The 14409-nt window shown below is 48.1% G+C and carries 10 protein-coding genes; 7 read left to right on the top strand and 3 right to left on the bottom strand.

Features of this window, described 5'->3' with window-relative positions; genetic code table 11:
- Positions 1-132: 132 nt before the first annotated feature.
- Genes AC1DLI_RS07135 through AC1DLI_RS07125 form a run of 3 tightly spaced genes read right to left on the bottom strand, consistent with a single transcriptional unit; the run spans position 133 to position 3191 of the window.
- Positions 133-1416: an ABC transporter substrate-binding protein gene (locus AC1DLI_RS07135; RefSeq protein WP_477600953.1), complete on the bottom strand. Its 1284-nt coding sequence runs from the start codon at positions 1414-1416 to the stop codon at positions 133-135.
- A gap of 60 nt (positions 1417-1476) precedes the next feature.
- Complete coding sequence (locus tag AC1DLI_RS07130; RefSeq protein ID WP_477600951.1) at positions 1477-2310, bottom strand: carbohydrate ABC transporter permease; 834 nt, start codon at positions 2308-2310, stop codon at positions 1477-1479.
- The gene (locus AC1DLI_RS07125) at positions 2310-3191 is read right to left on the bottom strand and encodes a carbohydrate ABC transporter permease (RefSeq protein WP_477600949.1); all 882 of its coding nucleotides are present in this window, start codon (positions 3189-3191) and stop codon (positions 2310-2312) included. The genes AC1DLI_RS07130 and AC1DLI_RS07125 overlap by 1 nt, the downstream gene beginning before the upstream one ends.
- 132 nt (positions 3192-3323) lie before the next feature.
- Between AC1DLI_RS07125 and AC1DLI_RS07120 the strand changes: the two genes are divergently transcribed.
- The 7 genes from AC1DLI_RS07120 (at position 3324) to AC1DLI_RS07090 (ending at position 14407) form a co-directional block, all read left to right on the top strand.
- On the top strand, positions 3324-5237 hold the full coding sequence (locus tag AC1DLI_RS07120; protein WP_477600947.1) for a cache domain-containing sensor histidine kinase: 1914 nt from the start codon (positions 3324-3326) through the stop codon (positions 5235-5237).
- Positions 5215-6831: a helix-turn-helix domain-containing protein gene (locus AC1DLI_RS07115; protein ID WP_477600945.1), complete on the top strand. Its 1617-nt coding sequence runs from the start codon at positions 5215-5217 to the stop codon at positions 6829-6831. The genes AC1DLI_RS07120 and AC1DLI_RS07115 overlap by 23 nt, the downstream gene beginning before the upstream one ends.
- A 171-nt stretch (positions 6832-7002) precedes the next feature.
- Entirely contained in the window at positions 7003-7485 is a 483-nt protein-coding gene (locus AC1DLI_RS07110; protein WP_477600943.1) for a CcdC family protein, read from the top strand.
- A 20-nt stretch (positions 7486-7505) separates the two neighbouring features.
- A complete protein-coding gene (locus AC1DLI_RS07105) occupies positions 7506-8840 on the top strand; it encodes a DUF2252 domain-containing protein (RefSeq protein WP_477600941.1) in 1335 nt (444 codons plus the stop codon).
- 171 nt (positions 8841-9011) lie between these two features.
- Positions 9012-9548 carry a glutathione peroxidase gene (locus AC1DLI_RS07100; protein ID WP_477600939.1) on the top strand — a complete coding sequence of 179 codons (537 nt, stop codon included), beginning with the start codon at positions 9012-9014 and terminating at the stop codon, positions 9546-9548.
- A 1600-nt stretch (positions 9549-11148) separates the two neighbouring features.
- Positions 11149-12513 carry a sodium-dependent transporter gene (locus AC1DLI_RS07095; protein ID WP_477600937.1) on the top strand — a complete coding sequence of 455 codons (1365 nt, stop codon included), beginning with the start codon at positions 11149-11151 and terminating at the stop codon, positions 12511-12513.
- 220 nt (positions 12514-12733) lie between these two features.
- Positions 12734-14407 (top strand): glutamine--tRNA ligase/YqeY domain fusion protein, encoded by a 1674-nt coding sequence (locus AC1DLI_RS07090; RefSeq protein ID WP_477600935.1) that lies wholly within the window; start codon positions 12734-12736, stop codon positions 14405-14407.
- Positions 14408-14409: the final 2 nt, after the last annotated feature.

Below are 14409 nucleotides of genomic sequence, written 5' to 3'. Positions count from 1 at the left end.
TTATCTAAATTGCCGTTTGAAAATGATTTCTTCATCATACCATATGGTTTATTTTGTACGCTCATAGCAGCAAAAAAACAGCCGCCTAACCTCCTTTCGGACGGTTAAACGGCCGTTCACATTCAAAAAGACTTATTTCTTCAGTTTATCCCATGCGCCCTGCATGCCAGTTTCCCAAGCAGACTCATCGATTCTGCCTGCGATATACTGCTGGATCACACTGGCGAATTCCTGCGTTACACCATCCGGGTATTTCGAGGATTGCAAGCCAAGCACTTTACCTGCTTGTACATAGTTGTAAACCTCAGTACCGATGTCGCCCATATCCTCAGGCGTAGCTGTAATCGTAGTCAGAGCCGGAATGAACTTGAATTTTTTAACGATGTATTCTTTACCGATATCGGAAGTAACGAGCCAGTTCAGGAACGTTTTAGCTTCTTCCTTCACGTCTGATTCTTTGTTGATAACAAGGTTAGCCGGGATACCGACATTCAGCTTGTCATTCGCTGCAGCATCCTCGCCTAGCGGCATTGGTAATACGCCAAGGTTCAGGTCGGGATTGATGCTGTCGATTTGAACCTGCGCCCAGTTGCCTTCTTGCATCATCGCTGCTTCACCGCTTGCAAATAGCGATACTTGCGTGTTGTAGTCGGTCGTGAGCGGGTTTTTGTTGCCGTAATCAATGGTAAGCTTCATCAGCTTAGCCCAATCCGCGAATTTCTCGTTGCCTGGGATTTTTGCGGAGCCGTCGTTCAGGCCAGCAATAAAGGCATTTACATCCGGCTGCTGCGCAAATGCAGGGTTGATGCCTTGGTTACCGATCAGCCACCACTCTTGATAAGCGTTAGCGAATGGCGTAATGCCGGCTGCTTTTAGCGTTTTTGCTGCTGCTTCAAGCTGGGAATACGTTTTTGGAAGCTCGGTAATGCCTGCCTTTGTGAATAGATCCTTGTTATAGATATAGCCGAAGCCTTCAAGGTTCATCGCCATACCGTATACTTTACCGTCTTTGGTCATAGGCTCGGCAGCCAAAGGCACAAGATCCTTCACCCATGCTTGGTCGGATAGATCCTCGAGCTTGTCCAGCCACATTTCCATTTCTGCGTAACCACCGTTGGAGAAAATATCAGGAGCATCGCCGGCAGCGAATTTTGTTTTTAGGGAAGCGCCGTAGTCAGCACCGCCGCCAACGGTTTGGATATCAAGCTTGATATTCGGGTATTCTTTATTGAATTCAACCGCCAATTCGTTCAGTCCTTCAACGATTTCGGTTTTAAATTGAAAGATCGTTACCGTTTTTACTTCATCTTTCGTTGTATTGCCGCCTTCGTTGTTGCTGCTGCCGCCACATGCGGTCAACACGATGCTCATTGCCAGCACGAGGCTAAGCGTTAGCATAGTCAGCTTTTTATTCATGATGTAAATCCCCCTTGATTAATGGTTTATTATATGGAATCGACTGTTCAATTACAAGCGTTAGCCTTTAACCGAACCTGCCGCTACTCCCTCAACGATGTAACGCTGCAACAGCAGGAAGAAAGCTACGATTGGAGCAATGCCGAGCACGAGCGCCGGAAGCGCAAGATCCCATTGCTTCGTATATTGACCGAAGAACGCGAAGGTCGCGAGCGGAATCGTCCGCATGTCGGGTTTTTGCAAAATAAGCGATGGAAGCAAGTAATCATTCCACACCCATAGGCAGTTCAAAATAATAACAGTCATCAGCATCGGCTTAAGCAGGGGCAATACGATCCGGAAGAACACGGTAATCGGATTGCAGCCGTCAACGGTCGCTGCCTCTTCAATTTCAAGAGGAATCGCTTTGATGAAGCCGTGAAACAGGAACAGCGAAAGCGGAGCGCCGAGTCCGAGATAACACATAATAAGACCGTACATACTATTGTTGACGCCAAGCATGTTCACAACTTTTAGCAAAGGAATCATGATCGACTGGAACGGAATAACCATAGCTGCTACAAAAAACATAAACAAAACGCGGTTAAAGCGAGTGTTCGCCCGAACCATCCGGTATGCGCCCATGGCGCTGATAAGCGCAGTCAGGACGACGGTCACAACCGTGATGATCATCGAATTGCTAAAAGCTTGCGGAAAGCGCGTCAGCTTCCAAGCGCGGGAATAGTTTTCCCAGTTAAAAACCTGCGGCCAGCTGGCTGAATTGGTCATGATCTCGCCGAAGGGCTTGACCGAGTTCACAAGCAGGAAATAGAACGGCGCGAGAAACAAAAGGCCGACGAGGATCATAACTGCTTCGGTGATGAACAGCTTTCCGGTATATTTTTTGGTATCCATTAAGCTTCAACCTCCTTGCTCTTGGTGACTCGAACCTGAATGAGCGTAATGACCGCAACGACGATAAAGAAGATTAATGATTTGGCCGTACCGAGACCGTAGCGGTTGTTCTGGAACGCCTCGGCATAGATGTTAAGCGCAACGGATTCCGTTGATTTGAACGGTCCGCCTTTGGTGAGCGACAGGTTGAGATCGAACATTTTGAATGACCAAGAGATGGCGAGGAACAAACAAACCGTGATCGCAGGCATGATGAGCGGTAAAATAATGCTGCGAAGCACCTGCATGCGCGTTGCTCCGTCGATCTCAGCGGCTTCAAGCACTTCCTTCGATACATTCGTTAGGGAAGCGATATAGACAACCATCAGATAACCGGCCGATTGCCATACGAATACCATCGTAATGCCCCAGAAGCCCGTCGTTTCATCCCCAAGCCACGGAAGGTTGAAGAACGACCAGCCGGTCATATCGCCGACGGTTGAGAATCCTTTTACAAAGATAAACTGCCAAATGAAGCCGAGCAGCAGACCGCCGATGACGTTCGGCATAAAGAAGATCGTCCGCAGCACATTACGGGATTTCAGCTTCTTCGTCAGCAGGTAAGCTAGAAAGAAGCCGACAAGATTGGTTAAGAGGACGCCGACGATTGTAAAGCGAATCGTAAACCAAAAGGAAGACCAGAAATCGGCATCATTCGTAAAGATTTGTTTGAAGTTATCGAAGCCAACCCAGTTTACAGTTCCTGCTACGCCGTTCCAATCGGTAAACGAGTAGTACATGCCAAGCAGAAACGGGATAATCATAATAAGTAGAAAAAAGATGGTAACGGGTCCCACGAATACTAATTGCGGCCACCATCCGGACATTCTCTTGCTGCCCATCGAAGAACTCCCCTTTCTTTTCACCAGAAAACTATTGTATGTTTAATTATGCAAGTCTCAGAAAGCGATAAACACCGACGGATGTGACCGGTCAGGTGCAATATATTGATCGGGAACGGAGGCGGTTTACCATTGAAATTTAATAGTATACGAACAAAATTAATCGTTTTTATGTTGTTTGCGACGATTGTTCCCATCGTGACTACGATGATCGTTTCCTACAGCTATACGACTCACTCGATGAAGGAAAGGGCACTGGAGGATACGCAAAACCTGCTGTATCAAGGTCAGCGGAACGTGACCGGGGTGCTGGAAGAGCTGAGTCTCGGCTCGCTTAACGTTTATTCGGATGCTGAGCTTTACCGGCAGCTGCAGACGGGGCTAGAGGATTTTCAAACGGATAGCCGCGTGTTCGCTGCGATGTCGTACATGAAGTCATCCGTGCCGGATGTGCATCAGGTGTATTTGTACGCAAGCCTTGGCAAGCGGGCAACGATCGTTACGAATGTAGCGGGCGCCAAACGGGCAAATGATATTGAACCTTTCTCCGAGCTGGATGCTTATGTAGGAAGCGGGGAGAGCACAGCGCTTCAGCCTACGCATAGGAGCCACACCTACGGCTTCTCCTCCCTGCAGCCTCAGCAGCCGAGCGAAATGGTATTTACGCTGCATCGCCGCATCGAGCTTATCCCTTCAAATGAAAAGCTAGGTTATGTCTCGATAGACGTGAAGCTTTCTCTGCTTACGGATATCGTATTGCAGCTTTATGACCGCAGCGAGGAAGATTTGTACGTAGTCGACAATAACGGCAATGTGATATTCGCGGATGATGAAGCGCTGCTTGGAAAGCCGCTTAAGGCTGCATGGTATGACGGGGCTTTGGCACGCGGTGACGAGGGAAGCGGTCATTTTGAGCAGGACGGCGCGTTATTTGTCTATGAACGCGTAAAAGCATCGATTGCGAATTGGACGATTGTAAAGCGTATTCCTACTTCTTATCTCATTCGGGAGGCCAATCAGGCAGCGGCCATTAATTTGCTTCTGCTTGCATTGTCTCTTGCTGTTATCGCAGCAGCGACGATTGTTGTTTCTCTCCGTATAACGGCTCCGATAAAGCAGCTCGTCCGTTATATGAATCAGGTTCAGGCTGGAAATTTGAATGTGCCCATACAACACTCGGGCAATGATGAGATCGGATTGGTCGTTGTGCGCTTCCGAAGCATGATGGACACGATAAATAATTTGATTTTGCGCGAATACAAGCTGGAGCTTGCGAACAAGACTAATCAGCTGCGGGCGCTGCAGGCTCAGATCAATCCGCATTTTCTGAATAACACCATCCAAATCATTGGAACGCTGGCGCTGGAGCTAGGTGTGCCCCGCATATATGCGCTGCTGTCTGCGCTTGCCCGGATGATGCGTTACAGCATGGATAATGAAGCAAAGACGATTACGTTGAGGGATGAGCTTACTCATTTGAAAGCATACGTTGAGCTTCAGAGAGAGCGCTATGAGAACCGGTTTGAATTTCAAGTCGAAGTGGCGGATTCGCTGCTCAGCGCAGAAATGCCGAAAATGCTGCTTCAGCCCGTTATTGAAAATTATTTTAAGCATGGCATGGACAAGTCTGCGGAGGATGGCCAGCTTTCCTTGCGGGCGCGGCTGCACGAGGACGACGGCCTGTTAGAGATCATCGTTGAAAATAACGGAGCAGCGATTCCGCAGAAACGGCTGTCGGAGCTGCGGCGGGAGCTTGCCAGCGTTCAGTTTCGGGAAGTTGTCCTGGATGAAGCTGCGGGAGGAGAGCATGAACGCAGCGAAGATTCAAAGGGGGTCAGTGCAGGTCATTCCGTCATGCTGGCTCAGGCTGGCGCAGAGCCTAAGATTGGATTAAACAATGTACTCTCCCGCATGCGTATGGTGTACGGAGACGAAGCACGGCTTGAGGTTGAGAATATAGAGCCAAAAGGGGTAAAGATTACGCTAATTATGAAGAGGATGCTGGAGAAGGGAGGGGAAAAGGATGAAAGCGTTAATCGTGGATGATGAGGCCCGTGTAAGAAAAGCGGTTAGGCTGCTTGTGAACTGGGAACTGCATGGGATTACGGAAATAGAAGAGGCTGGCGGCGGTTTTGAAGCGATTCAGCGGATGAGACAGGACAAGCCAGCCATTGTCATCATGGATATGATGATGCCGGAAGGAAGCGGCGTGGATCTGATGGCTGCCGTCAATGAGTTTGCGGGCACGGTGAAGTTTATTGTAGTGAGCGGACGCGGCGATTTTGATTTCGTTCGGGAGGCGGTGCGCCATGGCGGAATCGATTATTTGCTGAAGCCGATTGAGCCGGAGGCAATCAATGCGGCGGTTGCAAAAGCTGCATCACAGTGGCGGCAGGAGCAGCAAGAGCGGACTGATCGGCAGAAGCAGAGCATGCGGCTCAATGAATTCAAGCCGGTATATGGCGAGAAGCTTCTGACGGGGCTCATCAATGAACCGAAAACGGCGCAAATGGCTGTGCGGAGGCTGCAGGAGGAAGGGCTCATTCCTGAAGGGACAATGAAGGCGCGGCTTGCGCTGCTGCAGGTTGATGCAAGCGATAAGCAGCTTCAAGAGCGATTTGCCTGGGACAGCGATCTGCTGCATTTTGCGATTATAAATATATGTAATGAGTTTCTAATCCCCAAGAAACGCGGCGTCGCGTTTCGGCACTGGGGAGCGCCGACGGAGATCGTCATTGCCGTGTGGGGAGAGAATGAGCAGCTGCCTGTTATCCTTCAAGATATTAATGAAGGCATATTTATAACGCTGCAGCGGCGTATGCATGCGGGACTGAGCAAAGCAGGCGATTTCCCGGAAGCTATGCCTGTTCAATATGAAGAAGCATTAGCTACATTATCGGGGCGAAACGCACTGTCCGCAAATGATTATCTGCACAGCTGCGAGGAAGATAAGAATGTGAAACGAATCGCCTTCTCGGATTGGGAAGAGGAGTGGAAGGTCGCGGCGCTTAGCGGAATTAATGAACAGCTGGCTGCTGCATCGGGACGCTGGCTGGAGGCGGCGCGTTTAACGGGCCATATTTCACCTTATATGCTGGACGAATATAAAACTGCGGTTTTGCTTTTTTGCGCCAGGCTGCTTCGTGAGGCTCCGGGCCGGCAGGCCGTCGAAGAGGATGCGCTGCTGAGCGCAGAAGAGCTGGCGGATAGTTCTCCTTATGTGAATGCGGGCGCCTTCTCGCTGCAGGATTGGCGTGAATGGTCTTACCGGCTTCTGCAGCGTTTATCGCAGGCAATCGTTCAGCGCCAAGCGCAGGAGAAAACGAAAATGAGCGATATAGCCTGTTTTATTGACCAGCATTACAGGGAAGAGCTATCCCTGCAGGATATCGCGAAGCGGTTTTTTGTCAGCCGCGAATATGTGTCCCGCAAGTTTAAACAGGAATATGGCATCAACATTACCGACTACATAACAGGCATACGGATCGATAAAGCCAAGCTGTTGATGGTCAATCCCAATTTGCGTGTTGCCAAAATTGCTGAAATGGTCGGGTTTCATGACGAGAAATATTTCAGCAAGGTATTCAAAAAGCAGGAGGGCATATCACCGAAGGCATTCCGTCTTAAGGATACGGATTAAGCGGAATAGGGGAACGTTTTTCAGAGAATGTCAAAGCCTAGACTAGCCACCTATTTTCCGGTTACATTCGCTAGGGGTGCCTAAGCCATACATCATTTGCAGTGCGTATGGTTTTACAGTACGATGAAAGAAATAATAGAATATGTTTTCAATGAAACGGGGGAGGATGCGGTGTTGCTGTCAACACACTTGATCCAAATCGGCTCGATCATCGTATCGGCAATAGCTGGCCTCACACTTATTATATTTCGTATCCGTGCAGGAAAAAAGCCGACCACTTTGCGAAAAATCGCGATTCCGCCGCTAGGCATGGCAACGGGCTTCATTATGTTTGCTTTCTCTGCCACTCATATTCCGTGGGTGTGGGGGCTGTCTGCTTTCTTAACGGGATTGCTGATCTTCGCATTTCCATTAATCGTAACGACACGATTGGAGCGCGTGGAATCCGAAATTTATGTTAGACGCTCGAAGGCATTCATCTTCATTATGATGACCCTGTTCGTCATACGGCTGTCCTTGCATCGCGTCGTGGAGCAGTATATGTCGATACCGCAAACCGGAGCTATTTTCTATTTGCTTGCGTTTGGCATGATCGTGCCGTGGCGTCTTGCTATGATTAGTGATTACATGAGGCTGCAAAAAGTAGATTCATAGTGTAAATGGGGGAGAGACGTATGGATCCAAAGCTGACTGAACGAGTGAAGTTGACCCAAAACAAGCTAAGAAGGCGGACATTATCCGCGATTTTTCAGGAATTCGATCAGAAATTGATGAGGCTGGAGCGCAGCAAGCGTGAAGAAAAGTATATTAAAATGTCAGAAACGCCTTTTTCCTTCTTTCGCGGAAGCGCTTATTTATTTTATTTCGATGTGTCGCGGGAGTGGTTTCCATACCATACACCAATCAACCGCCCAACCTGGATTCAGGGCGATCTGCATTTCGAGAATTTTGGCGCTTTCCGCAATGAACGCGGTGCGCTTGTCTATGATGTGAATGATTTCGATGAGGGTTATTTGGGCTCGTATTTATATGATCTGATGCGGATGTCTGTAAGCATTGCGTTGGTCGGCAGGCTGAAGGGGCAGCCTTATGACAGTCAGATCGGCGCAATAGAGGCATATCTGCAGGCTTATTCGAAGCAAATGCGCCGTTTTGTGAAAGGCAAGGATAACCCGGGTACCTATGCGATAGATATGGAACGGGCCGAGGGTCCCGTAAAGAAGCTTCTTAAAAAGCTGCAAAAGCGTAAAGACCAGCATTTCTTGGAGAAGGTTACTGCGCTTGTACAGGAGCACCGCCAGTTTGCTACTACCGATGAAATTGTTTCGCCGACCGACAAGGAGCGTGAAGAGCTGCTTGAGGCTTGGCCGATGTATTTAACTACAGTCGCAGCGGATGACGCGGCGGAATTGCGCCATTTTCAAGTGAAGGATATTGCGGTAAAGCATGGTTCAGGCACGGCCTCTATCGGCCTTGACCGATTTTATGTATTAATTGAAGCGGGCGAGGAAGAGCAGGGCGGGGATGATATCGTACTTGAGGTAAAAGAAGTGCGTGTTCCGGTTCCAGCCTACTTTATGGCTTACGATGAGACGTTCTGGTCGATGTTCCAGCATCAGGGGAAACGGGTAACGATGACGCAGAAAGCGATGCATCACGAGGCAGATCCTTATCTCGGGTGGCTGTCGTTCGGGGATCGGCAATTTTATGTGCGGGAGCGTTCTCCGTATAAGAAAAAGCTTAAGCTTGAAGCGCTTGAAACAGCAGGTGACCTGCTGTCTGTGACGGCTACGATGGGAAGGCTGACAGCCAAGCTGCATGCGCGTGCCGATGTTGATGTGGTACAAGGGATATTGGCCTATCACAGCGAAATTGAAATCGTGAAGGCGATGGGCAATGATGAGGATTCATTTTGTACCTCGATCGCGAATTGGGCGCTCTCCTATGCCGATCAAGTGGAACAGGATTATGCATTATTTACGGATTGGCTGAGCGGAAGAAAGAAGTAATCGTAATCATACAGCTTCATATGGCAAGGACTGCACGCAGGTTGTAAATCGCCTGAGTAGCAGTCCTTTTTCATTGACAGTCGCTCATTGTTCATGTTATTCTTCTTATATAATAAATTGTATACAATTTAATTTTTAAAAATTAAAATCCGTTAGAGGAGGCAGTTGGCAATGAGCATTTATTCATACGAACTAGAGACAATAAAAGGTGAACAGCAGAGCATGGAGCAATATAAGGGCAAGGTGTTGATTGTCGTCAATACGGCCAGTAAATGCGGCTTCACGCCGCAATACACGGATCTGCAAAAGCTATATGGAGAATATAAGGATCAAGGGCTTGAGATTCTTGGTTTTCCGAGCAATCAGTTTGGCGAACAGGAGCCAGGTGCGAATTCCGATGTTCAAAGCTTCTGCCAACTGAACTACGGTGTTACGTTTCCGCTATTCGACAAGACGGACGTGCGGGACGAAACGGCTCATCCCTTATTCAAATATTTGACGGAGGCAGCACCCTTCGAAGGTTTTGACACAAGCGGCAAAATGCTAAATGACTTCCTTGACGAGAAACTGCCGCATTACCTGGTGGATAACTCCATTAAATGGAACTTCACTAAATTTCTAATTGACCGCGAAGGAAACGTCGTAAAACGGTTCGAATCAACCCATAAACCACTCGATATGAGGGTCGAAATTGAGCGATTGCTTTAATGCTCCCTCACTAAAAAATGAAATAGATGCGGCTTCCCGGCGAAAAAAAGCCCATATAATGGCTATTTTAGTCGTTTTGCAGGAAAGGCTGACGTTTGAAGGCGAATTTACACCTAATTACGGACAATTGTTTAACAAACGATAGCTATACATGATGAACAGAATGCATCAGTGAGTATATTCGTAAACATAAACGAAGTTATCTACGGTGTTACGTTTCCGCTTTTCGACAAGACAGACGTGCGGGACGAAACGGCTCATCCCTTATTCAAATATTTACTGAGGAAGCACCCTTCGAAGGTTTTGACACAAGTGAGCAGAGCAGCAAAATGCTAAATGCCTTCCTTGACGAAAAACTGCCGCATTACCTAGTAGAGAATTCCATTAAATGGAACTTAACTAAATTACTAATTGATCGCGAAGGAAACGTCGTAAAACGGTTCGAATCAACCTATGAACCACTCGATATGAGAGCCGAAATTGAGCGATTGCTTTAATGCTCCCTCACTAAAAAATGAAATAGATGCGGCTTCCCGGCGAAAAAAAGCCCATATAATGGCTATTTTAGTCGTTTTGCAGGGAAGGCTGACGTTTGAAGGCGAATTTACTCCTAATTACGGATAATTCTTTAACAAACGATAGCTATACATGACGAACAGAAAGAACAAGTGAGTATATTCGTAAACATGTACGAAGTTATTCGGAAAGGGAACCAGTCTCAGGACTGGCTCCCTTTTGTATTTAAGGAGAGAGGCTGAAGAATCCATCTAATTGGGATCCTATGGACAAGCTATTATTAGAGAAAATGCTGCTAGCAGCTCCTATTCAGGGATACTGCTTGTCTTTATTGAACCCTTCGTTCTCCTCATATATCCGGCTTCAATATACCTTCGTTTGCGAACTTGAACGATTGTATGCACTATCATGCAGCGCTCCAGTCCCGCTCCCAGACTTTTAAGCTCGAGCCAATCATGCCCCTTACACTCTCTATTGTCATGTAAATATATCAGGTCTCAGAGCGGTTTCGATAAACGCTTGTCTTTCAAATCAGGTTGAAAATAAACAGAAATTGAACGGGTGTATTAACCGCTTTTCAATGTTCTTGGAAGGGGGATTATAGAAGTTCTATAATTCGAATGTCACTGTTCATTTTAGTTTTTATTATGCATTTAATTTGTGGACGATCCGATGTAATATCCTTAAAATGCGTTATCGTATAAGAAAACTACCAATATCGTTCGATTAATTCATAAGTTGATAATGTGCAAATAAAATTAACGGGAATTTGATTTTCCGGTATGTTTCAACTAGCTAATAGGGTTGGGGGTTTCTCTATTCTCTGTGTGTGAAATTAGTTAATCAATAAAAGGTCATAACTATTGGATTCATACAGCAGCTGCCGCTAATCACAGACAAGCTTTGCCCATTAAGCAGCAATGATAGCTGTCCAATGCACATGCCAATTGCGCTGTTCGAATGCTGACGGGCTTGCGCGCCATTTGACCGGTACAAATGCAGATATATTTTTCAAAAATGGTCATACTACCCATCAACACGTCGAATTTCGCATCGAAAGTTACCGCATGGGGGGATTATTTATATGAAGGATCAGCGCCAATCAGATTCCTTGCAAGAAAAAACGCAATCTGCGGGAGAGAGATTCTCATCCTCAGGTTTTATTCTGGCGGCGATAGGAAGCGCGGTCGGACTGGGGAACATGTGGAAGTTTCCCTATATAACAGGGCAGTACGGTGGTGCGGCTTTTTTCTTGCTCTTCGTTATATGCTTGCTGTTGGTCGGACTGCCGGTTCTGCTTGCTGAGCTGGCGGTAGGGCGGGGCGGCAGAGGCAATGCGTCCACGTCGCTCATTCGTCTAAGCGGTCATAAGCTGTGGGGCGGCTTTGGGTTTATTACGATATTAGGCGCGTTTGTCATCTTGTCCTTCTATGCGGTTGTTGCTGGCTGGACTTTGCATTACGCCATGCTGTCATTTTCGGGAGAACTATTCAAGCATAATGATTTTGGGCTGCTGTTCAGTGATTTTAATAACAGTTGGATGCCTGTTTTCTGGCAATTCATCGTGCTGCTTCTGACAGGCTTCATTATTATACGGGGCGTCTCGGCCGGCATTGAGAAGTTTAATAAGATATTGATTCCAGGACTGGTTATTTTGCTTGTTGTGCTGTGTATACGAGCATTGTCGCTGGAAGGAGCGGGAGAGGGGGCAGCTTTTTTTCTAAAGCCGGACTTTAGCAAGCTGTCGGCGGAATCCGCGCTTGTCGCGCTTGGCCACGCCTTCTTCTCGTTGTCGCTCGGTATGGGAGCGATGATGACATACGGCGCATATGTCGATAAGCGGCAATCGCTGGGTCTGGCTACGCTGGCCATTGGCGCAGGGGATTTAATTTATGCTTTTCTCGCGGGTTTGATTATATTTCCTACGACGTTTGTCTTCGGTCTAGAAGCGTCGCAGGGACCGAGCCTTGTATTCGTAGCGCTACCGGCCGCGTTCTCGGCCATGCCGCTCGGATCGTTTTTTGGCGGTTTGTTTTTTGTTCTGCTTGCTTTCGCTGCCTTGACTTCCACAGTCTCGCTGCTCGAAGTGCCGATTGCCTTCGTCCGCGAGGCATTTGGCTGGCGCCGCAGCTTTTCGGTTATTTTTCTAACGCTGCTTTGCTTCTTGATCGGATTGCCCTCAGCCTTATCTTTGGGAAACAAAGTGCCTTGGCTGACGTTTGGCGGCAAGCCGTTTTTTGATTGGATGGACTTCGTATGCTCTAACATCGTGCTGCCGCTCGGGGGGCTGGTCGTCACGCTGTTCGTCGGCTATGCTTGGCGCGGGGCGGCGGAGGAGGCGGGCTTGTCTTCATGGTGGCTGCGGCTGTGGCTGTTCATGCTTCGCTACGTCGCGCCCATTCTCGTATTGCTCGTATTCCTCTACTCGTCAGGCATCATCCGGTTTTGATGTTTATGATTTTTGAAGCGATTAAGCAGCAAAATAGCGAAGAATACCATTAAATAATAGGCAAATCTATTCATGATGGATCTGCGTATCGCTAACCCGCCTCATTTTGAGGTCGGGTTATGCTGCTTTCTACCGTAGAACCAGAGGGAGTATTATAATTTCGCGGAAATTTGTGTATTATAAGAGGATAAATATTTTTCGTGGGAAAGGTTGGTCGCAGATGGAGAATGCTGTAGAGAACAAGTCATCATCCTCGAATTTCATAAAAAACATTGTAGTCGAAGATTTGAAGAGCGGCCACGTACAGGAAATTGTCACTCGTTTTCCGCCGGAGCCGAATGGCTATTTGCATATTGGACATGCCAAGTCGATCTGTCTGAACTTTGAGCTCGCCGATGAGTTCAAGGGCAGAACCAATTTGCGTTTTGACGATACAAACCCGCTCAAAGAAGATACGGAGTATGTGGAATCCATTCAAGAGGATGTCCGCTGGCTTGGCTTCGAGTGGGACGAGCTTCGTTTTGCGTCGGATTACTTTGAGGAGCTTTATAACCGTGCGGTGCTCTTGATTAAGAAGGGTAAAGCGTATGTCTGCGATCTAACGGCCGAGCAAACCCGCGAATATCGCGGTACGTTGACCGAGCCGGGCAAGGAAAGCCCTTACCGCAGCCGCACCGTGGAAGAAAACCTTGATTTGTTCACGCGCATGCGCGCGGGCGAGTTCCAGGACGGCGAGAGAGTGCTGCGCGCCAAGATCGATATGGCTTCGCCGAACATTACTTTGCGCGACCCTGTTCTGTACCGTATTGCGCATACCCATCACCACCGCACGGGCGATGCTTGGTGCATCTATCCGATGTACGATTATGCTCATCCGCTAAGCGATGCAATTGAAGGTATCACGCATTCCATTTGTACGCTGGAGTTCGAGGATCACCGTCCGCTGTATGACTGGACGATCGCAGAGTGCGAGATGGAAGCAACTCCGCGCCAATATGAATTTGCCCGTCTTAATGTGACGAACACCGTCATGAGCAAGCGCAAGCTGAAGCAATTGGTAGACGAAGCCGTAGTAGACGGCTGGGATGATCCGCGTATGCCGACGATAAGCGGTTTGCGCCGCAAGGGCTACACGCCCGAAGCGATGCGCGCATTCTGCCGCGAGATCGGGGTATCGAAGAGCAACAGTCTAGTTGACGAGCGCAATCTTGAGCATTTTATCAGAGAAGATTTGAAGCTGAAAGCACTTCGGACAATGGCTGTCCTCCGTCCACTTAAAGTTGTGATTACAAACTATCCGGAAGGTCAAACCGAGCTGCTGGATGCCGAGAATAATGCGGAGAACGAAGAAATGGGCACGCGTCAAATTCCGTTTTCGCGCGAGATTTACATTGAACAGGATGATTTCATGGAAAATCCTCCGAATAAATATTTCCGTCTATTCCCTGGCAACGAAGTGCGATTGAAGCATGCGTATTTCATCACCTGCCAAGAAGTCGTAAAGGATGAGGCGGGAAATGTAATCGAGCTGCACTGCACGTATGATCCGAAGACGAAGAGCGGCTCCGGTTTTAATGAACGCAAAGTGAAAGGCACGATTCATTGGGTCGAAGCATCGCAAGCCGTTGCTGCAGACTTCCGCTTGTTCGAGCCGCTGATTACGAGCGAAGCCGAAGAGGATGGCAAGCCTTTTCTGGAATGCATTAACCCGAATTCGCTTGAAGTGCTGCAAGGCTTCGTTGAGCCTAACATGAAGGATGCTGCGGGCGGAGACAAGTTTCAATTTTTCCGTCACGGCTACTTTAATGTTGATCCGAAGGATACGACGCCCGAGAAACTGGCTTTCAACCGTATCGTATCGCTGAAGAGCTCATTCGATCCGTCTAAAGCATAAGG

Source organism: Paenibacillus sp. 01T443 (genome assembly GCF_056398325.1).
This window is presented reverse-complemented; position numbering and strand designations above follow the sequence as displayed.